Source organism: Citroniella saccharovorans, assembly GCF_035481615.1.
Classification (GTDB): domain Bacteria; phylum Bacillota; class Clostridia; order Tissierellales; family Peptoniphilaceae; genus Citroniella; species Citroniella saccharovorans.
On sequence record NZ_JAYKOT010000003.1, the window covers coordinates 1,339,437 to 1,362,067 of the forward strand.

Sequence of the window (22,631 nt, forward strand, 5' to 3'; positions counted from 1 at the left end):
AATGAAAAAAGCATTAAAAACTGAAACCATAAGAGAGATTTTTAAGTCTAAAACTAGGTTTATATCTTTATTTGCTATGGTTCTACTTGGTGCTTTAGTTGTTGTTGGTCTATTTATTACAGGCGAAAATATGAGACTGAGTCTGGACCGATATCTTATAGAGCATAATGAACCTGATATAACTTTAACTCAAACCTACTCCTTTAATAATGAGGATGAAGAAATACTAAAGAGTTTTGATGAAGCTAAAAATATTTCTCTAGGTAGATTTGTGGATGTAAAGATAATGGATACAGAAAATATGATTAGGCTTTATTCTTATGAAAAAGATTCTATTAAATATGAAATTAAAGAAGGAAGGATGCCAGAAGCTAAAAATGAAATTGCTATTGACTATAATAGTAATTTTGACATAAATATTGGAGATAATTTAAATCTTGAATATTTTGAAATTCAAAAAAATGACAAGCCTCTAAATAGGACTGAATATAAAGTTGTAGGAAAGGTCTTGTCCCCTGAAAATCTATCTGTATTTATAAAAAATTCTTCCATATTTGGAAAGGGAGAAGTTGATGCTTTTGGCGTAATTTCTGGAGAAAATTTTGCAAATGAGGGTTTTGAAATAGCTAGAATTTACTTAAAAAAAGATTTTTCTTCCAAAATCTCAGATGAGTATAGAAATTATACAAATGATGAAAAAGAGAAACTTTCTAATCTTTTTTCCCATAGGCCTAAAGATAGACTCAAAGAAATAAAAGATGAATTATTCCAAGAAACTCAAAAAAACGAAAAAAAACTTGAAGATGCTAAAAAAACAATTGAGGATAATAGGAAAAAACTTCAGGATGCAGCTAGTGATTTGGAAGCTGGATTTAAAGAATATGAAGATAATAAAAATGACTTTGATAAAAAAATATTAGAAGCTAAAGATAAAATTTCAAATGAGGAAAAAAAGCTTATAGATGGAGAAAAGAAGTTAAAAAATGGGGAAAAAGAACTTTTAGAAAATAGGCAAAAGGCTGATAAAGAATTTTCTGATGCTGAAGAAAAGCTTAAAGAAGGAAAGATAAAACTTGATGATGGAGAAAAGGAATATTTAGATGGTCTTAAAAAACTGGTCGATGGTAAAAATCTCCTTGAAACAGAGAAGAAAAAGGCCTTTAGTAAGCTGGATTCAGCAAAAAAAGATCTTGAAGCTGGAGAAAAAAAGTATCAAGATGGGCTTATAGAATATGAAAATGGAAAAAGAGAATTTGATGAGAAAATAGCTAGTGCTGAAAATGAAATTATTTCATCACAAAATAAACTCGATTCAGCTAAGACTGAAATAGAAAAGGCCAAAGCTGAGATTGAAAGTAAAGAGGCTTATTTAAATCAAAAGGAAAAAGAATTAGAAGCTGGAGAAAAAGCTTTAAGTGAAAATGAACCTATAATAGAGAACTTAAGGTCTTCTGTCCTTCCTGATCTAGAAAATAAATTAGTTAATCTTTCTAAAAATATCGATAGCTTAAAATCTCAAATCGAGGCGTTAAAGTCTCAATTAGGTAGTGAAACTGACCCCATAAAAATAGCAGAAATCAAAGCAAAAATTGAAGCTTTAGAGGCTAAAGTTAATGAGTTAACAAAAGCAAAAGCTGAGCTTGAAAAAAATATAAGTGAAATAAAAACTAAAATTTTAGAATTCGATCAAGCTAAAGCTAAACTTATAGAAGCTAGAGAAGAATTAAATGAAGGAAAAAAAGCTCTTGAGGAAGCTAAAATTAAATTAAAAGCATATGAAGATGACTACCAAGATGGTCTTATAAAGCTAGAAGCAGGCAAAAAAAGACTCGAGAAGGAAAAAAAGGCTGGAGAAGAAAAATTAAAAAATGCTAAGCTAAAATTAGATAGGGCTAAGGAAGAGTTAGATAGAGGAAAAGCTGAGCTAGATGGAGGCTATAAGACAATAGAAGAAAAATTTAAGCCTGAAGAAGATAAGCTTAGAGAATCTGAAATAAAACTTCAAAATGCTAAAGATAATCTAGAAAAGGGTAAAAAAGAATATCTTGATTCTTATAAAAAATTAAGTAGCGAAAAAGAAAGTGCTTATAAAAAATTAGCGGATGGTGAAAAAGAGCTTAAAGAATCTAGAAAAAAACTCGAAGATGGAAAAAGCAAAATAAAAGATGCTAAGCTTGAACTTAAGAAAAATGAAGATGAAGGCAATACAAAGCTTCATGATGCATATAAAAAACTTCTTGATGGTCAAAAAGAGCTAGAAGAAAATTATGATAAGTTCAACAAAGAAGTTTCTGAAAAAAATGATGATATAGAAAAAGGCGAAGAAGATATAAAAGATGCAAAGAAATCTATATCTAAATTAAATACGCCAAAATATAGAATTAATACTATTAATGATGACCATGCTATAAATATTTATAGAACTAATGCCGCAAGGATGGATCTACTTTCCATGATATTTCCTGTGTTTTTCTATCTTATAGCTATGCTTGTTACAACAACTACTATGAAGAGAATGGTTGAAAAAGATAGGCAGCAAATTGGTATTAAAAAAGCTCTTGGCTTTACAAATAGAGAAATTTCATACAAGTATCTAATTTATGGGCTTATATCAAGTATTCTAGGATCATTAGTTGGAATCTATCTAGCCCACAGCCTTATTACGAAAATTATTTTTAAGGCCTACTCATCAGGATATGTAGTTGATACAATGAAGGACAAGTTTTATCCCCTATATTCAATACTGGCTTTTGTACTTTCAATTTCTTTAATTTTATTAACTATAAAAATAACCTTAAATAGTTCATTAAAAGAAAATGCTGCAAGTCTTCTAAGACCGAAGGCTCCAAAAGGCGGAACTAGAATATTCTTAGAAAAAATAAAACCAATTTGGTCAAAACTAAACTTCTTAACAAAAGTAACCTATAGGAACCTATTTAGATATAAGGGTAGAATGGTTATGACAATAGTTGGCGTTGCCGGATGTTTTGCCCTTATATATATGGGAATTGGAATAAAAGATTCAGTATCTAACATCTTTCCTGTACAATTTGATGAGCTTTTAAAATATGACCTAAATGTAATCATAAATGATGACTTAGATAAGGGTTATTTAGAAAAAGTTGAGAGAGAACTCGCAAAAAAAGATTCAGTAAGCTCTTATATTGATATTAGATTTAAACTTGGAGAAATAAGTAGAGGTAAAGAACCAGATCTAAATGTATTTATAATGTCAGCAAATGATGAAAAAAAATTTGAAAATTTTGTTACACTTAGAGAAAAAGATGGAAATAAACTTTCTTTAACAGATGAAGAAATTATCCTTTCAGAAAAGCTTAAAAAAATTATTCCAAATAAAGAATATCTAGACTATGAAGATACAGATGGAGAAAATAGAAAATTAAATATTGATAAAACAACGGAAAACTATATTGGAAATTATATCTACTTGTCAAAAGAAAAGTATAATGAAATATATGGCGATGAAAAATCAAATTCAATTTTAGTAAAGCTGAATAATATATCAAATGAAGAAAGAACAGAACTTATATCAAGTATAATAAATACTGAAGGAGTTCAATCAGTTTTGGACCTAAGTAAAACTGGTTCAAATATAAGTGCCCTATTAGATGCTATAAATTCAGTTGTTGGTGTAATACTTGTAGTTTCTTCAATTCTTGCTATTGTAGTATTGTTTAACCTAACAAATATAAATATAGAAGAAAGAATAACAGAACTTTCTACAATAAAAGTTCTAGGATTTTATTCAGAAGAAGTCACAGCTTATATTTATAGAGAAGCAGGAATCTTAACCCTTGTTGGCTTAATTTTAGGCTACGGACTAGGTAGAGCCTTGCACTGGTTTATAATTACTATTATTGTTCCAGATGATGTAATGCTATATCATAGGGTATTTACAAGTAATTTTATAATAACCACCTTGTTCACCATCTCCTTATCTTTTATAGTTATGATCATTATGCACTTTAAACTTAAAAATGTAGATATGGTTGAAGCTCTTAAATCGGGAGAGTAAAAAATTTAAAAAACTTAAAATACCATAAAAAAATAAACCCTTATAGGTAAAATATCATGTGAAGATTTTTCTCATTTAGATATTTTTATAAGGGTTTATTTATATTTAGTTTTAAATAGTATATAATTTTTTAACTAAAAATTTTATATTTCAAATAATTCTTCCTTTTTCTTGATAACTTCATTAAATCTTGTCATATATTCTTCTAAAGATCTAAAATTAGAAACTCTTTCAATCCTATCTTCATCTTTAAAATATACCTTACTCATAGCTGCCATTCCGCATCCAATAATTGACTCCTTATCTTCCATACTAATAATATTATAGTAGCATTGTTTAAATACCTTTGAGTATCCTATGTTTTCAAAACTTCCCAACATATTTTTTTGCCTATATAAATAATAAGGAAGATAACCATTTTCCTTTGTAAATTCTAATGAGTAGTTGAACATTTTTCTAATTTCATTAACTCTCTTTTCATCTTCTTTTGTTCTTTTGATTTTACTACCTTTTTTAAATGCAAGATTGTGAATAGTTAAGTTATCGGGGCTTAATTTTTTTATCTCATTTAAAGTATTCTTAAAGCTATCAAAAGTATCTCCCTCAAGTCCAATTATTAGGTCCATGTTTATAGTATTAAACCCAATTTGCCTAGCCAATTTAAATTTTTCTACAACATCAGATGGACTATGCCTTCTTAGTGCTTTTTCTAAAGTTAGTTCATTCATTGACTGAGGATTTATAGATATTCTATCAATCTTTAGATCATGTAAAACACTTAGCTTTTCTAGGTCAATAGTATCTGGCCTACCTGCCTCTACTGTAAATTCCATAATACTTTCTCTAGGATAAACGCTATATATAGTTTTGATTAAATCTTTTAACTGATCCTTATTGAGTGTTGTCGGAGTACCTCCTCCTATATAAACAGACTTAATTTTTTTATCCTTAAAAATATTTTTAGAATGAATTATCTCCTCTTTAAGTAAAGCCAAATAATCGTCAATCCTATCTAAATACCTAGAACTTAAAACTGTTGGAAAAGAACAGTAAAGGCATTTACTAGGGCAAAATGGAATATTAATATAAAGAGAAAATCCTTCTTCATAATTTTTTAAATAGCTATCTTGATTTTCTTTGATTTCTAGTAGAAGATCACTATTTTTTTCAGATATTTCAAATAAATTCACTAAAAGATTTTTTATTTCGCTTTCATTAAATCCATCTTTATCAAGCTGGCGGCAAAGTTTAACTGGCCTAATTCCAGTAAGTGTTCCCCATTCCGATTTTTTCCTAAAAGCATCAGATAAAGCTGTGTAGAGGTTCTTTTTTATTAATTTATATTCAAAATTTGAAATCTTTTGGTATCCTTCAATTTCATCATAATAATTTACATATTCTTTAAAATTATTTTTAGAAGTGTAAAAAATAGTCTTAACTTTTTTATTGCCTTTATCCAAAATACTTTCTATAAAGTTTTTACACCTATAGTCCGATTCTTCTTCTACAAAATTAACTGATATTTCGGGCTCAAAAGATTTAATTAACTCATAAACATCGTGTTCATAGTGATGACCGGTGAGCTTTACATATATACTGTTCATTTCCTATAATATTTCTTCTATTTCTATACTTTCTATTTTAATTTCATCAAGTGGTTTATCATTTGGATCAGTTTCGACTTTAGAGATAGCTTCAGCCACTTCCATTCCTTTTAAAACTCTTCCAAATACTGTGTGTTTAAAGTCTAACCAGTAACATCCTCCAAACTTTTCATAAGCGTCTATAACATCTTCGCTAAATCCGCCTTCTTCTCCTAGTTTCTTCATTTGTTCAATAATTTCTTTTTCTACACTTGACTTTGTAACAATAAAAAATTGAGAACCATTAGTATTTGGTCCGCAATTTGCCATAGAAAGTGAACCATAGATATTTCTAAAATTTAAATCAAACTCATCTTCAAATTCTTTTCCATAGATTGACTCTCCGCCCATACCTGTTCCGCTTGGATCTCCAGCTTGAATCATAAAATCTTCTATAACCCTATGAAAAATAATTCCATCATAGTAGCCTTTTTTAGCTAGACCTACAAAATTTTCAACAGTTTTAGGAAATTTATCCTTAAAAAGTAAAATTTCTATATCTCCAAGTCTAGTTTTAATAGTAGCAACAATATCATTTGTTTTCTTTTCTCTTAATTGTTCTAACATCAATTTCTCCTTAAATTAATATTTCTCTTATAGGTTTTGCTTCAGCCCCTCTTAAACCTAGATCCATTATTTTAGAGATGGTAGGTGCTATATTTATAAGTTCACTATTTTCTAGACTGGCACCTTTTTTAATCCCCTCACCATACATAAATAAAACTGCAGAAAAATCTTTTATATTTGGATCAAATCCATGAGTTGCTTTATATTTTGGCTTTTCTACGAAAAAATCTTCCCCTATGCTTTGATCGAAATAATAGCCCTCTTTTGTACTAATTAAAAAAGTTGCACAAGGGTCAGCTCCAAAATCTTCTATTTCTTTTTTATCATAGACTTTATCAAAAATGTCATATTTTTTACCAATATCTTCCAAATCTTTTTTTATTTTATCTATTTCATTTTGTTTAAGTCCATCAGTATAAATATAGCAAGCTCCGCCAGCTTCATGCATAATCGCCCTATAAGATTTAATTCTTCCGTCCTTATATTTTTTAAAATATCCATTTTTATCAAAATAATTATTAAGTCTTATACCCTTAGAAATATTAAGCTGGGCATGATCAGAAAGAACTACAAAAGTCGTTTTTATTCCATCCTTTTTAATAATCTCAAGCATATTTTGAATTCTCTTATCATAAGTTTTTATAGCCTGGGCTACTTCGTTTGAACTGCAGCCGTAGTGATGTTTTTTATCGTCAACTGCAATAAAATGTGTAAATGATAAGTCTGGCTTATATTTATTTAAAATAAAAGTATTTGCTGCTTCGACAAAATTATCAAGCTGGGGCTGATTTAATCCATCAAGCAAGTGAGAATATTCTTTATTTATCTTTAATAAAGGAAGAAGGCTAGAATTCATTAGGGAAACCATAATTTGATTTTGCCACTTCCTATTTGGAAATATTTCAGCTATATTGTAATCTATAAGTCCTCTAGCGGATACTGGCCAAAGAACTGCCGAAGTTTTTAAATTTTTCCTTCTAGCAGCTCTAAAAAGTGTATCCCCCTCAATATCCTTTTCATACCAATACCAGTCCATGCTCTTTCTGGAAGGCTGAAGATGTAGATTATTTACAATTCCAGTTGAGCTCGGCATCCTCCCAGATATAATACTTGCATGTGATGGATAAGTTAAACTTGGAAAAACTCCCTTAACTTTTTTTACATAAGCTCCATTTTCAATTAAAAATCTAAATCCCGGAAGATTTTCGAAAATATAACTATCTGTTGAAGCTATGGCATCCAGTGAAAAAACAATTAATCTATGTTTCATATTAGTCCTGCTCAGTAATTATCTCTACCCCATCATCTGTTACGGCAAGGGTGTGTTCAAATTGACAAGAAATAGATCCATCTAAGGTTCTTGAAGTCCAGCCATTTGAATCCATTTTCATTTTATATTCTCCCATATTTATCATAGGTTCAATTGTAAAGACCATTCCTTTTTGTAATCTAGGTCCTTTAATTTTTGTTTTGTAATGAAGAACCTGAGGATCCTCATGCATATTACTTCCAATTCCATGGCCAACAAAATCTTTAACTACAGAAAAGCCTTCTTTTTCTACAGTCTTTTGTATAACTTCCCCAATTTCACCAAGCCTAGTTCCTGGTTTAACGATAGCAATTGCATCATAAAGAGATTTTTTAGTTACATCATAAAGCCTTTTAACATCATCACTTACATCCCCCACTAAATATGACCAAGCAGAGTCTGCTAACCAGCCATCAAGATTAACAACCATATCTACAGTAACAAGGTCCCCATCTTTTAAAATAACCTTATCAGATGGAAAACCGTGGCAAATTTCATCATTAACTGATGTGCAAGTTGCAAAAGGATATCCCATATACCCCTTTTGTTCAGGTTTCGCTCCGTTTTCAAGAATAATCTTTTCACAAAAATTATCTATATCCATAGTGGAAATTCCAGATTTTATAAAATTTCTTAATTCTTTATGAACTTTAACCAGAATTTTTCCGGCTAATTTCATTTTTTCGATTTCTTCCTCAGTTTTTATAATTATCATTTTATAAACCTACATTCCAATTTTTCCAATATATACAAGACTTTCTGAGATTTTTTTAGGTTCTATATCCCACTTTTCTCTTAATCCTATTGTTTTTGCAAGTTCTTCAAAATAATAAAGCATAATTCCAGCATCTACATATCCATCATTGTTATCTGCATTTTCTAGATAAGCTTCAATTATTCCATCTTTTTTTATAATAAATCTAACTGGCTGTTTATTGTATGAAGATGGAGCAAATCTTAAATAATAGAATAAATCTAAAAGTCCTAAAGATTCAAGTTCATCTTCAGAAATTTTATTTCCTATACTTTCATTAAATACAAGTTCATCAGTTCCAATTTTAGAAGAAAAAGGCTTTTCACCAAATGAAAAATCTCTTTCAGGATAGCCAGCAGCTAATAAAAATTTAACTTCCCCACCATTATCCATAGCTTCTTCTAGCTTTTCTTTTGCTACATTAGTTAGAGTAACCCAGCAAGATCCCAATGAAAGACCCTTTAGCTCAGTTATTAATTTTTCAAAGTAAAAAGATGATTCAATATAAGTTTTAATATCTTCATTTTTAACTCTTAAAGCTAAATATATAGGTGCCTTTATCATAACTCCGCCGTAACCAGCACTTCCATCAAGGCTTTCATATACTCTTTTCGCATCTTCTTCTATTGTGAAATAAAAATCACTTGAAATTGTATTTGCATCGGCAATTATATTATTTAATTCTTTTAAATCCTTCTTATCAACCTTTTTATTTTTATAACTCCTAATTGATCTTCTTGACACTAAAAAATCACTCATTAACATATCTAAACTACCTCCAATTTTTTTCTTTATATATAATATTTTACTATAATCATACAATTACTTCAATTCAATTAATTATTACCCAACTTATTATATTAAAATTTATTTTTCACTTTTTATCTGTTAGAATACTATTAGGAGGAGAAATGGAACTTACTGAATCTCAAAAAGCTTGTGTAAACCATTTTGAAGGGCCATGCCTAGTTTTAGCTGTTCCTGGAAGTGGAAAGACCACAGTTTTAATAAATAGAATCGAAAATTTAATAAAAAAAGGCGTAGGCGAAAACGAAATAATGTCCATAACCTTTAGTAGATCTCAGGCGCTGGATATGAGAGAAAGATACAAGGAAAAATTCCAAAAAAATTCATATTTTTCTACAATTCATGCTCTAAGTTATTCTATAATCAGTTCTTATATGAAAGCAAATAAAAGAAAAATCAACCTAATAGAAGGCAATAATTATGTTTCAAAATATAGTCTAATTAGAAGAATATATTTTGATGTGAATTCATCCTATATGGATGATGAGCTTTTAGACGAGTTTTTCAACTCCTATTCATATATTAAAAATTCTATGATAGATTATAATAGCTACAAGCATTCAAATAAGCTAAAAAACTTTCCTAAATTATGCCAAGCTTATGAGAAATTTAAAGAGGATAATTTTCTAATTGATTTTGACGATATGCTCTCCCTTTCTTTCAATATTCTAAAAAAAGATGAAAAGCTATTGAAAAAAGTAAGAAAGAGGGCCAAATTTATACAAGTTGATGAAGCGCAAGACACATCTAAAATTCAGCTTGAAATAATAAAACTTATTGCCTATCCCCTAAATAATATTTTTATGGTTTTAGATGATGACCAAAGTATTTACAGTTTCAGAGGTGCAGACACTAGGGAAATATTAGCTTTTAAAAATTCCTATAAGGACTGCAAGCTCTATCTTATAGGTGATAATTTTAGATCAAGTAAGGATATAGTTAGAGTCTCAAGTAAATTCATTCTCTCCAACAAAAACCGTTTTGAAAAAGAATTTATTAGCGTAAAAGATAGTCTTAAACCAATTACACTTGTTAGGACAAAAAATTTAGAGGTAAGGGATAAATATATAGTAGATAAAATAAAGTCAATTGAAAAAAACAAAACAATAGCCATTCTTTATAGAAATAATATATCAGCCTTCTCTCTAATTTTTAAGCTCCAAAAAGAAGGATTAGACTTCTCCCTATCTGATAAAAAATTTCAGTATCTTAAAAGCCAATCTTTAAAAGATATATTAAATATTTTGGAATTTTCTTATAAACCTTATGACAAGGAAATATTTGAAAATATCTATTATAAGCTAGGTGCCTATTTAAAAAAAGATTTTTTAAAATTTATCCCCTCTTACAATAGTGAAAATATATTTGATATACTCCTAGATATTGAGGGGCTTAAATCCTACCAATACCAAAACATAGAGGATATTAAGGCTAAATTTGAATTTATGAAAGATTTGAACCTATACAAAAGGCTTCTAAATATAGACCTTTTAATTGACTATAGATCGTACCTAAAAAGCTCACTAAATATAGATAGTAACACTTTAAGAACATACGATATAATAATGGAATCTCTTTTAGATATATCAAAAACTACAGAAAGCTTAGATGATTTAAAGCTAAAGTTAGAGTCTATTTACGAATGTCAAAGTGAAAGATCAAGCTTAAATTTAAGTACGATTCACTCATCTAAAGGACTTGAATATGACTGTGTGTTTATAATTGATCTAAATAGGGATGAATTTCCAGGTATAAATTCTTCTTTGGATGATGATCTACTCGAGGAAGAAAGAAGACTTTTCTATGTAGCAATGACTAGGGCAAAAGAATCTTTATTTTTAATTTCTCAAAAAACTAGAAATGGCAATAAAATTTATCCTTCAGAATTTTATGAAGAAGTTAGAAAAATGAAAAAAAGCAAATAAAAAGCGGGGACTCATTTTCAAAAAATGTCCTCGCTTTACTAATTTAATTAATATGCAAAACCTATAAAAAATTGAACTAAAATAGGAATTGACGCTGATAAAATAGCTCCTGTAAAAAAAGCAATAATAGTTGTTTTGTTGTCTGTATTTTTAGAAATTATTGGTAAAACAGTATCCATAGCTCCAGCTCCCGCAATTGGAATACTAGATAGATAGCTTATTTTTTTAGCTGCGATAGGAACTATAGCTATACCTAAAACTTCCCTAAATATATTTGAAAGAAATGCTATAACAGCAAGCTCTTGATTATATTTTTCAATAATTACACCAGATAATGAATACCACCCCATACCTGAACCTAATGCAGCTCCTTCAAAAAAATTATATCCAAATACAAATCCAGCAACTACTCCCCCCAAAATAGACCCTATTATTGTAAGAAGTGGAATAAAAATAGTTTCCTTGCCCATACGTCTAAAAATACGTAGTAAGTCATCACTTCTTCCAAGATCTAGACCTACAAGAAAAAGAAGGGCACAAAGAAGGATTTCAATTCCAGATGCTGTAAAAGACATTGGCCCTATAAAATATCCAATTATAAGTCCAAAAATAATAGATAAAATAATAGTTAACATAATTTTCTCCTCAAACTGATAATTTAGTCGTCATTTTTATCTTTCATGAATAATTTTTCAAAGATAATTACAGGAACAATTGAAAAAATAATACCAGATATAGCAAAGATTAGGGATCTAAACCCTAACATATCTAAATTTGAAAGGAGTTTTTCATTTGATCCCAAATTAATTCCCATAAAAAATAATATGAGGAGGACAGCAACTGTTTGAAGTTTTTGTAGAAAGCTAACCTTTGCCTCACTAAATTTAAATTTATGTCCTATGTATCCGCCAGCAAGACAAAATAGCAAATATTTAATCATATCTAAATCCTCCTTTATAAATACTATAATTTTAGTTTATCAAAAAAAAAATATTCTTGCAATAGTTTTCATTTAGTTATTTAAATTTCATAATCCTTTAAAATTAGACCATCTTTCATAGTTTTTATTATACTAATAAAACATAAGAAACCTATTATAAATAAGGCTTCTTATGTTTTAAGTGATTTATTTCATGTGTGGAAAATTTAATTGTCTTAAAGCTTCAAATAAGATAATATTTACAGAATTTGCAAGATTTAAGCTTCTTAAACTCGTTTCTATCATAGGGATTTTTATATTTACCCCAGGTGAATTATCATCAAACAAAATTGATTCTGGAATTCCCCTAGATTCAGGTCCAAACATTATATAGTCCCCATCTTTAAAATCTACTTCCGTATAGTATTTAGAAGATTTAGTGCTTGCAAAGAAAAGCCGTCCATCTTTTTTATATTTTAAAAAATCATCATAAGAATCATGGACTACAAGATCTACATTCTTCCAATAGTCCATTCCAGCTTTTTTTATTAACTTATCATCAAGTCTAAATGAAAATGGACGAATAAGGTGAAGTCTTGAGCCTGATAAAACAGCGCTTCTACCAATATTACCTGTGTTTAATGCTATTTCTGGTTCATAAAGTACAATGTTTAGCATCTTTTAATCCTAGGCATCAGAACGTGAAAAGCTATTTCTCATTTCATTGCTAGCTAAATCTAAAATTTCCAAAAGAAATTCATCTGTAAGTTTTTTAGCTTCAATAGCTATTTTTTCATTTGCATCCTCTAATTGTTTTTTCATTTCTTCTTTAGAAGCATTTAATTCCAATATCTTCTTATCTGTTTCAGCAATTACTCTTTGAGAATTAATTCTAATCTTTCTTTGATAAGAATCTATTAAAGCATTTGCAAGTTTAAAATGTGGATCTGCTAAGGCTGCAATTATCCTATTTGTCCAGTAGAAGCTTGATGTGTCAACCTTATCTCCTGTATTAGAAAAATATTCTTCAGCTCTATCAACGCTTGTGTACTGGGAAATAAGCCCATTGAATACATTTGAAGCATAAGCTAAATGAAAAATAGACTTAAGTCCATCTGGCATAAATCCTCTAATTTGACTGATTCCTAAAAAGTTATTCCTATTTATACCAATTGGTCTTAAAACTTTATTTGCCTTTTCGCCAATATATGGATCGTATTTTGTTCCTTCATAGTGATTTGAAAGAATTTCCTTAACATCTTCTATAGTAATTTTTCTACTAGCCTTTAATGCCCAAGGAAGATTGTTTGAAAAATAATCTAGATTATTTTCATCTAAATAATCCTTATTGAAATAAGTGTGCATTATATATGCGCGTGGAGTGTTATAAATCTTATCGAAAATTGTATCAGACCCAAATGCAAGTCTTGGATTAAATTTCCCATCTAAAGAAAGATCTAAATGATACTTTTCAGTTAATTCTTTTAGGGAAGCTGAACACATAAAGTTCTTTTCTTCTCCATAAGCATCTTCAAAGTCAAATTCATCTATTCCTTGTTGGTTTGGCATAACAACATATGAATCGTCTGGTACTTTTCTTGCTATATAGTTATGTCCACCAATAGTTTCAAGAAGCCAAATTTCATCTTGGTCATGAAATGCAATTGCATTCATCTCATAGCTTCCATATTCTTCTAAAATTCTTCCAAGTCTTTTAACTCCCTCTCTTGCAGAATTTATATATGGTAAAACTAAGCTAACCATATCTTCTTCTCCAATTCCACTATAAAGACCAGTTTCTTTATTTTTTGAAAGTAGTGGATCCATTCCCTGAACTCTTTCATTTGAAGTAATAGTTTCTGTAGCAGTCATGCCAACATTTTTTTCATTTATTCCTGCGGCTGCCCAAATTCCTTCACCGCTAACTGCATTTGGTACAGCTATATATGAATAAGATCCACCTTCTAATGTTATTTCAAAGTCAGATAAAACTGATTTATATCTTCTTGAATTTTCTTCTCTTTTATAGAAAACCATTTTCTTAGGATTAAAAGCACCTGCTCCAGAATCTTCATTTCTAGCTACAATAGTAGATCCATCGTAAGATGCTTTTTTACCTATTAAAATTGTTGTACAAGCCATAATATCCCTCCATAAGTTAAATTTTTCTACATAATAATTATATATCAGTAGAATAAAAAAAAATAGACCGAAAATAAATTCGGTCTAATATTCTACAAATTCTTCTTTATCTTTGCATTTATTACTGGATACCAAGTATCTCCTATAACTTCAACCTTGCCTGTAGTTTCATTTTTCTTATAAGCTCTATAATGACTTCCATCATGAGGCTGAACTTCAACGACCTCAGCTCCTTTTTCTAAAGAATCATCATCAATATACTCTGTTTTTGCAGGAGTTGTATCTAAAAGCTCACTAAAAATAGATATATTATAATTCTTTGTATTAGTATCTCCTTCTATTGAAAAAGATATATATCCTGGTTCATAGTAAGATTTAATAACAATTGGAAAATCATAAGGATTTTTAAATACTAAATCAGCCTGACCATATTCTATAGTAGAATCAAGTCCTCCAGGTGAATAACTCATAAGCATAGTGTGAGGGTATCTTAAGATAACTTCGAGATCAGCTTTTAAAACGGCCTGGTAAAGACAGGTTGAGGTTTGACAAACTCCTCCACCATATCCTGGTACTTCCTTATCTCCAACAATTACAACGGCCTCTTGATATCCCTTGTCTGGAGTGGTATCTCCAATAAATGAATTGACACTGAAAGTCTCTCCAGGTCCAATAACAGCTCCATTAAGTGCTTCAGTAGAAACTCTTATATTTTCAGCTCTTGCCCAGAACCACCTATTAAATGTAGATTCTGCAGAGCCAATTGTTCCATTTACCCTATCTGCAAGGTCTTGTCTAGGCTCTTCCTGAACATCTATTATAGGCAGCTCTATATCTCCTCCATCTTTTTCATTTCTATGAATCATATGAACTAAATTCTCTTGATCAACTTTTTTACCAGGATCTCCAGCCTTAGCAACTACCTTTCCATTTTCAAAATCATATACATAGTAAGATTCTCCGCCAGCTACATCATATTTTTCTTTGATGCTAGCAATAATTTCATCAACTTTCTCTTTTGATCTTACTAGATCCATCTTTATATCAACAGGATTTTCCTTTATTTTTTTTATTTCCTCAGCGCTCTTGCCTCGGCCTAATTTAAAAGCTTCTTTTGTAGCCTTATCATAGTCATAGCTGTAGCCAAGATCTCTTAATGAATAAGTTAGTACATCATCACCTTTTTTAAAATTAATTTTTTTATCATCAAGATTCTTTTCAAATTTTTCCTTAAGAACGTTAACAGCTACAAGCCTATTCATATCACTAATATCTATTCCATTAACTGTAACTCCCTTGTAAATATTTAAAGATTTTTCAAGCTCACTATCAGTAAGAGACTCTTGACTATAACTCTTTGCCTCTGCTTTATTGTTAAAATCTTTAGATTTAGCATTAGGAATTTTACTAACATGTGAGCATCCAGATAAAAATACTCCTGCTAGAATAAATAAAATTAATTTACTCTTGTTTTTCAATACTATTCCTCGCTTCCTTCAACTTGCTCTTCAGTATTTTCTATTTCTCTACCGACTAAATTTACTTGATTTATAACTGGATACCATGTATCTCCAAGATACTGATCTTCTCCAGTTTTATTATTTTCCCTATATGCTGCATATCCTGATCCATTAACTCCCCAAACTTTTACCTTCTTTTCTCCAGGCTCTAAGCTATTATCTAAGATGTCCTCCTCTTTAAATGGAGTTTCAGATATAAATTCTGAATATATAGAATATGTGTTGGCCTTGTTTGGATCACCTAAAATATCAAAATAAACAGTTCCAGGTTCATAATAAGATTTTATTAGTACAGGAAAATCATATGGATTTCTTAAAACTAAATCGATTAGTCCATTTTCAATTGCAGCATCTAATCCTCCCCTAGAATATGACATAAGCATAGTATGAGGATGCCTTTCAATTATTTCAAGCCCAGCTTTTAAAGCTGCATGGTATAAAGTTGTAGAAGTTTGGCAAACTCCTCCTCCCATACCAGGAACTTCCTTGGTTCCAACTAAAACAATAGCTTCTTGATAACCCTTATCGCTAGTTGTATCGCCTATAACTCCATTAAATGAAAAAGTTTCCCCCGGTCCAATAACATAACCATTTAAAGCTTCAGATGATACTCTAATATTTTCAGCTCTTTCCCAAAAACCAGCATTAAAAGAAGTTTCGCCACTACCAATTACAGTATTTACAGAATCTGCAATTTTTTGACTATCAGGATTTACGGTAAGCTCTTTAGTTGGAACTACAATATCGCTTAGGCTATCCTTTTTTTCTTTTATTATAGCCTTAAGAGTCTCTAAATCAGTTTGGTAGCCTCCTTCTCCTTCCTTAGCAATAATCTTATCAAGCTCAAAATCATAAGTATAACCATTTTGAACTGGATCTTTTCTAACATTTTCAGCTATTTTTTCAAGACTTTGACTTAGTTTTTCATCATCTATTATTAGAGAAAGTTTTCTATCAATTGGTTTTTTAGAAATACTATTTATTAATTCCAGTCTAACTTCTTCACTTCCACTTCTACCTAAATTAAAAGCCTCCCATGTTTTTTCATCATAATCATAGGAAAAGCCCATATCTCTTAAACTAAGTGGAATACTTATATTTTCATGAATAAAATTAATCTTTTTGTCAAGATCTTTATCAAATTTTTCTATAAGTATTTTTTTTGCTTCTAATCTTGCCCTACCCTCAAAATCAATTCCTTCAATGGTTGAACCCTTGTAAATAGCAAGGGATTTCAAAAGCTCGCTTTTAGATAGACTCTTTTGACTTATCCCCCTATTTTTACTTTCTGACAGCTTAAAATTCATACAAGAGCTTTCAAGTAATTGAATTGAAATAAGAATAAGAATAAAAGCAAATAACTTACTTTTCTTCATTTATACTACTCCTTTTAAAATAAAGGCAAATATCCTTTAATGGACATAGACTACACTTAGGATTAGAAGCTTTACAAATTCTTCTTCCAAGTAAGATAAGTCTATGGTGCATACTAATCCACTCTTTTTCTGGCAGTCTTTTCATAAGAGATAGTTCAGTATTTAATACATCTTTTTCATTTGTAATTCCAATCCTATTAGAAACTCTAAAAACATGGGTATCTACAGCTATAGCTGGAGTTCCAAAAAGATTTGAGATTACAACATTGGCTGTTTTTCTTCCAACCCCTGGAAGTTTAATAAGATCATTAAAATCTGAAGGAACTTTGCCTGAGAATTTTTCATCTAAAATTTTACAAGTTGCAATTATATTTCTAGCCTTAGTATTGAAAAAACCGCATGGCTTAATATATTCCTTTAATTTTTCCTCTCCAAGATTTACATAATCTCTTGGACTTTTACAAATCTTAAAAAGCTCCCCAGTAGTTTTGTTTACCCTAACATCTGTACATTGAGCAGAAAGAATAGTTGCTACAAGTAAATTGGTATCAGAATTATAATTTAACTCCGTCCTAGGATTTTCAAAAAGAATTTTAAGCTTTTCAATAACTATCTCTATTTCTTTTTTATTTAATTTATATCTCAAAAAATCATGCCTTCCTAAAATTACAAACTAAACCCTTAAAAATATTATATCTTCAAATATATGATATAGAAAAAGCAAATAATAATCAAGGTTTTTTTAGCAAAATTATCATTACAATTTTGTAATAAACGAAACTTTATCTTTTATTATACCCATCTTTAAAAACTATTAATTATATAGATTTTATCTTTTATAAAACCATCTTATTTGATATACTAGATGCTAGGAGGCACTTATGTTTAACTTTAGAAAGAAAAATTTCTTTAAAATAGATATTATATTAATAATAACAATACTTATGCTAACGCTTTTAGGTCTAATTGTCTTAAACTCAGCTTCTTTAAGTCTAAGCTATAATCCTATTAAATCACAAGTAATAGCATCAATTTTAGGAGTTTTTGTAAGTATAATTATTATCTCACTAGATTATGATTTTATAAAAAATCTTAATAAGATAGTTTATATCATTTCACTACTACTAATGGTCTTGGTTACTCTTTTTGGAAAAGGTGAAGAAATTTGGGGGGCTAATAACTGGTTGGTTCTTGGTCCTATTCAGTTCCAACCATCTGAATTTGTAAAGATCGGAATGATAATATCATTTGCAAGGTCCCTTGAAGATAATAGGAAAAACATCTCAAAACCACTTGTACTGTTAAAAGTACTTACTCCCCAGCTAATCCTTATAGCTTTAATCGCCAAAGAAGACTTTGGTACAGCTTTTGTTACAACATTTATAATAGCTGTAATGCTTTTTTCAGCTGGCCTAAATATATTTTATTTTGTAGGCATTATTGCTTCTGGAATTTTATCTCTACCTATTATTTACAATTTTTTAGATGGTTATCAAAAAGATAGAATAAAAAATTTTCTTGATCCATCTAGAGATATAGCAGGGACTGGTTTTCAAGCTATGCAAGGGAAAATTGCCATAGGAAGTGGAAAGCTAACTGGTAGAGGCCTGTATAAAGGTATTCAAACTCAAAACAATTTTATTCCTGAAAAGCAAACAGACTACATCTTCCCAGTATTAGCAGAGGAGCTTGGATTTATTGGTTCAAGCCTACTTATTGCCCTTTACACAAATATGTTATATAGATTTGTAAAGATTTCAGAAAATGCCAAAGATCCTTATGGTTCCTATTTAGTAATGGGAATAGCTAGTATGTTTCTTATCCATATATTTGAAAATATTGGTATGACTATAGGAATAATGCCTGTAACGGGAATCCCTCTTCCTTTTATGTCTCACGGGGGAACTTTTCAGTTAATTAATTTTATTGCAATAGGATTAGTACTCAATGTAAATATAGAAAGACAAAAACTTGATTTTAATTAAAAGTGAGGAAAAAATGAAAAAAATACTTGTAGTTGAAACTGGCGGTACATTTGCAACCTGTTCTAATAGTAAGGTTAGAAGTTTATCTGGAGAAGATTCAAAGAAAATCTATGATTTCGATATAGTAAAAGATAGACTTAAGGGCTATGAGCTTGTCCTTGATAGAGAAAGACCAATATACACTCTTTCTGAAAATATGACCTTAGAAAATCTAAATATATTACTTGAATATCTGGAAAATAAGGACTTCAAAGAATATGATGGAGTTATTATAACTCACGGAACGGATACCTTATCATTCACATCAAACCTTTTGAGTCTTACAATTTCAGATAAGAAAGTTCCTATTGTAATAGTATCTTCCAATCATCCGCTTACAAATCCAAAGGCTAATGGCGTGGATAACTTTGTAGCAGCAATTGACTTTATAGAAAATGTAAAAGCCACAGGTGTTTTTGTAGTTTACAAAAATTTTAACGGAATTATGGAAGTACATTTAGGTTCTAGAGTAAAACAAATGAATCAAGTAATAGATGCCTATGAAAGTTTTAAAAATGTTAGATTTGGGATTATGGAATCTAGAAGTTTTTATATAAATACAAGCAAATATTCTCCTTCTCTTGAAGAAGTAACTAAAAATGAAAATACCAAAGATATAAAGGTTAATTTAAATAAAAATGTTATTTTAATTCATCCATATACAGGACTTAGATATGACTATTTCCAAATAGATGAAAATATAGATGCTATTTGCTGCGGAGTTTATCACTCAGGAACAGTAAACTCTCAGGATATAAATATAGATCAGTCTATAAATACTCTTATAAAAAGATGTGAAAAATATAATATTCCACTATTTATTGGAGAACTTACTAGTGGGGTGGAAGTTTATGAATCAATTGAAAAAATAAAAGAGTCTAGTATTGTCTATCCAGTTTATGATATATCACTAGAAAACCTATATATGAAAATACACACTGGCCTTTCTATCACAAAAAATAATGATGAATTATACGACTTTATAAATAATAAAAATATTTTCTTTGAGAAAATAGTTGAAAGGCACTAATTAAATTAGATCTACTAGGGATGCTAAGCTTATAAAAAAGTAGGCATCCTTTTTATTTCCTTTTTAGCTCCTTAAAGTAGCTTTTAAAAAATTAAATTAAATATCAATAATTAAATGTCTTGCCATTTTAAAAATACATTTAATAGAATATAAATGGTAACTTATATTAAAAAACGCCCTCCTACTCTTATACAGTAGAGGGCGTTTGATTTAAGATAAATATTAAAAATAATAATTAATATGAGCTTAGTCTATCTATTTTCCCTTATATGCAACTGTTATAGAAGATGAAATATATTCTTCTAGAGGAATTTCATCTATTCCCCACTTCTTGACATACTCTTTAGATGCTGGTTTTAGCCTAACTTCTATATTTTTAAAACCAATTTCTTTTAAAAGATTTTCTCTATATTCACAGCTTCCAGCTCCAGCAACGCAGGTTCCATACATTTTAGGATTATTTAAAACAGAATCTGGTATTTCTTTTATATGGACAATATCAGCGATAGAGATTCTTCCACCTGGTTTAAGAACTCTATAAATTTCACTATATACAGCTTTTTTATCTGTCGATAAATTAATTACGCAGTTACTTATTACTAAATCAATAGAATTATCAGCAACTGGAAGATGTTCAATCTCTCCTAATCTAAAATCTGTATTAGTAAATTTTCTGCCCTTAGCAATTTTCCTAGCAGTTTCTATCATTTGAGGAGTCATATCTACTCCAATTACAAGTCCGCTACTTCCAACTTTTTTAGCTGTATTAAATACATCCATTCCCTTGCCGCATCCTAAGTCTAAGACAGTCTCTCCTTCCATAGGTTTTCCATCTATTAAGGGATTCCCACAGCCAAGTCCAAGATTTGCTTCCTCTGGGATATTTTCTAAGTCTTCCTTAGAGTATCCAATAGACTCGCTTAGTTTAACAGAGTCAATCTTTATAGTTTCATTTCCATCAGCTACATCTGAATAAAATTCTTTAACTGACTTATCTATTTTTTCCTTCTCTAATTTTGCCATAATTTTTAATAAGCTCCTTTTTAAAATATTTCATATATTTACTTATAAAAAACAAATTCTAATCTTGATTTTATTAATAATGCTTATTCTTTAAGATAAAAGACCTAGGATATAACCTAGGTCTAATTAAACTACTATTAATCGTGAAGTTTGTCTCCAGGGATTATAGCATCTACAACACCAAATAAAAGTCCACCGATTAATGCTCCAATTACAGAAACATTAAATCCACTTACAAACTTACCTGCTAAATATAAAATAAGGGCTGTAACTAAAAATCCACTTAAACCTTTTGCAGCTCTAGATAATCCAAATATACTAGCAAGTAGGTGTTGAATGATTGCTATAGCTATAGCTGCTATTGCAAGTGTTCCAAATCCGCCAGAGTTTGACATTCCTGGAACTAAAAATGTTGTAACAGCAACAACTATCATTGATACAACTAGTCTTAAAATTAATCCAACTATACCTGTTTTCTTTTCCATAATAATTCCTCCTAATTTAAATTTGATAAAATATATTATTATATAATATCTCCGAAATAATACAGTAACATTAAAAATGCCAAAGTAATATTTCTTTAAGGGTTATAATGCCCTTAACTATTATATACCCAGCTTAATCTATTTTAAACATAAATTAGGAAATTTAATTGTAGAATTAATAATATTTATTATTTTATCCAGTTTATTAAATTTATTAGTTTCTTTCTAAATTTTTCTGCTAGTTTCATCTTCTTTATCCCTAAGAGAATATATACATCCGCAGTAATCCTGCCTATAAAGATCATACTTTTTTGAAAGATCTATGGAAATTTTATAGCCATTTTTCTTTTTAAAATCTGAGAAAAGATAGCTAGCCTTTCTATCTTTTTTTTTCTTCTTCTATTTCTCTAGCAATTTTATTTATTAGCTGAGAATCCTTGTGGGGAGAGACTGTAAGGGTTGTAGTAAAATAGTCAAATCCTAGCTTATCTGCTTTTTCTTGAAGCTTCTTAAGTCTTAGCTCAAAACATTTAGCACACCTAGCTCCGCCCTCTTTTTCATCCTTATAGTCATAAGTGAAAGAGAAAAATTCATTTGGCTTATAATCCTCTGCTATTAAGCCCACCCCTTCAAATTTAGAGATTATTTTTTTCTGAGCGTCTAATCTTTTATAATATTCTTCCTTAGGATGAATATTTGGATTATAAAAATAAATAGCTAGGTCAAAATAATCTTTTAAATAGCTAATAACATAGCTGGAGCATGGTCCGCAGCAGCTGTGAAGAAGTAGTTTTTTTTTCTCTCCTGAAATATTTTTTATCTCATCTTCCATTATTTTCTGATAATTAATTTTATTCATTTTCTACCTCAAAATTAAATTCTAAAATAATTATATCCCAAAGTCATTTGATTTTAAAGATAGTTATATAATTGAAATCAAAACTTAAAAAAATCACCTAGACTTGTTCTCCAAAAATAAAACATATTAAATACTTTTTCTTATAATAAAAAAATCGGCACAAGGATAATACCCTATGCCGATAAAAATTATTATTTTAAATTCCAGAGTAA

Annotated in this window: 20 protein-coding genes; 4 read left to right on the forward strand and 16 right to left on the reverse strand. The window is 29.5% G+C overall.

The annotated features are described in order from the left end of the window. Position 1: 1 nt before the first annotated feature. Entirely contained in the window at positions 2–4,036 is a 4,035-nt protein-coding gene (locus VLK81_RS09215) for an FtsX-like permease family protein (RefSeq protein WP_324620348.1), read from the forward strand. A 143-nt stretch (positions 4,037–4,179) separates the two neighbouring features. Here VLK81_RS09215 and hemZ read toward each other — a convergent pair whose 3' ends face one another. The 5 genes from hemZ to VLK81_RS09240 are packed head-to-tail and all read right to left on the reverse strand — an operon-like array spanning position 4,180 to position 9,074. After that, positions 4,180–5,640 carry a coproporphyrinogen dehydrogenase HemZ gene (gene hemZ / locus VLK81_RS09220; RefSeq protein WP_324620349.1) on the reverse strand — a complete coding sequence of 487 codons (1,461 nt, stop codon included), beginning with the start codon at positions 5,638–5,640 and terminating at the stop codon, positions 4,180–4,182. Positions 5,641–5,643: 3 nt separating this feature from the next. Then, the gene (locus tag VLK81_RS09225) at positions 5,644–6,246 is read right to left on the reverse strand and encodes a peptidylprolyl isomerase (protein ID WP_324620350.1); all 603 of its coding nucleotides are present in this window, start codon (positions 6,244–6,246) and stop codon (positions 5,644–5,646) included. A 10-nt stretch (positions 6,247–6,256) separates the two neighbouring features. Then, a complete protein-coding gene (locus VLK81_RS09230; RefSeq protein ID WP_324620352.1) occupies positions 6,257–7,516 on the reverse strand; it encodes an alkaline phosphatase family protein in 1,260 nt (419 codons plus the stop codon). 1 nt (position 7,517) lies between these two features. Then, entirely contained in the window at positions 7,518–8,270 is a 753-nt protein-coding gene (gene map, locus VLK81_RS09235) for a type I methionyl aminopeptidase (protein ID WP_324620353.1), read from the reverse strand. Between the two features lie 9 nt (positions 8,271–8,279). Then, positions 8,280–9,074, reverse strand: coding sequence for a nitroreductase family protein (locus tag VLK81_RS09240; RefSeq protein WP_324620354.1), 795 nt, complete (start codon positions 9,072–9,074; stop codon positions 8,280–8,282). Positions 9,075–9,220: 146 nt separating this feature from the next. Between VLK81_RS09240 and VLK81_RS09245 the strand changes: the two genes are divergently transcribed. Further along, the gene (locus VLK81_RS09245; RefSeq protein ID WP_324620356.1) at positions 9,221–11,041 is read left to right on the forward strand and encodes an ATP-dependent helicase; all 1,821 of its coding nucleotides are present in this window, start codon (positions 9,221–9,223) and stop codon (positions 11,039–11,041) included. A gap of 47 nt (positions 11,042–11,088) precedes the next feature. Here the strand turns inward: VLK81_RS09245 and VLK81_RS09250 are convergent, their stop codons facing one another. From VLK81_RS09250 to nth, 7 genes are all read right to left on the reverse strand, one after another. Beyond that, entirely contained in the window at positions 11,089–11,676 is a 588-nt protein-coding gene (locus tag VLK81_RS09250; RefSeq protein WP_324620358.1) for a lysine exporter LysO family protein, read from the reverse strand. A 23-nt stretch (positions 11,677–11,699) separates the two neighbouring features. Beyond that, a complete protein-coding gene (locus VLK81_RS09255) occupies positions 11,700–11,981 on the reverse strand; it encodes a LysO family transporter (RefSeq protein WP_324620359.1) in 282 nt (93 codons plus the stop codon). 186 nt (positions 11,982–12,167) lie between these two features. Continuing rightward, a complete protein-coding gene (locus VLK81_RS09260; protein ID WP_324620360.1) occupies positions 12,168–12,638 on the reverse strand; it encodes a tRNA (cytidine(34)-2'-O)-methyltransferase in 471 nt (156 codons plus the stop codon). Positions 12,639–12,647: 9 nt separating this feature from the next. Further along, positions 12,648–14,102: a C69 family dipeptidase gene (locus VLK81_RS09265; protein ID WP_324620362.1), complete on the reverse strand. Its 1,455-nt coding sequence runs from the start codon at positions 14,100–14,102 to the stop codon at positions 12,648–12,650. A 92-nt stretch (positions 14,103–14,194) separates the two neighbouring features. Next, a complete protein-coding gene (locus tag VLK81_RS09270) occupies positions 14,195–15,580 on the reverse strand; it encodes a VanW family protein (protein ID WP_324620363.1) in 1,386 nt (461 codons plus the stop codon). Positions 15,581–15,582: 2 nt separating this feature from the next. Beyond that, a complete protein-coding gene (locus tag VLK81_RS09275) occupies positions 15,583–16,998 on the reverse strand; it encodes a VanW family protein (RefSeq protein WP_324620364.1) in 1,416 nt (471 codons plus the stop codon). Then, positions 16,985–17,644, reverse strand: a complete 660-nt coding sequence (nth, locus tag VLK81_RS09280; protein ID WP_324620366.1) for an endonuclease III — start codon at positions 17,642–17,644, stop codon at positions 16,985–16,987. The genes VLK81_RS09275 and nth overlap by 14 nt, the downstream gene beginning before the upstream one ends. 235 nt (positions 17,645–17,879) lie before the next feature. Between nth and rodA the strand changes: the two genes are divergently transcribed. Then, positions 17,880–18,983 carry a rod shape-determining protein RodA gene (gene rodA, locus VLK81_RS09285; RefSeq protein WP_324620367.1) on the forward strand — a complete coding sequence of 368 codons (1,104 nt, stop codon included), beginning with the start codon at positions 17,880–17,882 and terminating at the stop codon, positions 18,981–18,983. Positions 18,984–18,996: 13 nt separating this feature from the next. Beyond that, positions 18,997–20,052, forward strand: a complete 1,056-nt coding sequence (locus tag VLK81_RS09290) for an asparaginase domain-containing protein (protein ID WP_324620368.1) — start codon at positions 18,997–18,999, stop codon at positions 20,050–20,052. Between the two features lie 255 nt (positions 20,053–20,307). Here the strand turns inward: VLK81_RS09290 and arsM are convergent, their stop codons facing one another. From arsM to VLK81_RS09310, 4 genes are all read right to left on the reverse strand, one after another. Continuing rightward, positions 20,308–21,075 carry an arsenite methyltransferase gene (arsM, locus tag VLK81_RS09295; protein ID WP_324620369.1) on the reverse strand — a complete coding sequence of 256 codons (768 nt, stop codon included), beginning with the start codon at positions 21,073–21,075 and terminating at the stop codon, positions 20,308–20,310. Between the two features lie 137 nt (positions 21,076–21,212). Further along, positions 21,213–21,560, reverse strand: coding sequence for a phage holin family protein (locus VLK81_RS09300; protein WP_324620370.1), 348 nt, complete (start codon positions 21,558–21,560; stop codon positions 21,213–21,215). A 225-nt stretch (positions 21,561–21,785) separates the two neighbouring features. Next, positions 21,786–21,890 (reverse strand): epoxyqueuosine reductase QueH, encoded by a 105-nt coding sequence (locus VLK81_RS09305; RefSeq protein WP_324620517.1) that lies wholly within the window; start codon positions 21,888–21,890, stop codon positions 21,786–21,788. Positions 21,891–21,939: 49 nt separating this feature from the next. After that, positions 21,940–22,419 carry an epoxyqueuosine reductase QueH gene (locus tag VLK81_RS09310; RefSeq protein ID WP_324620371.1) on the reverse strand — a complete coding sequence of 160 codons (480 nt, stop codon included), beginning with the start codon at positions 22,417–22,419 and terminating at the stop codon, positions 21,940–21,942. Between the last annotated feature and the right edge of the window lie 212 nt (positions 22,420–22,631).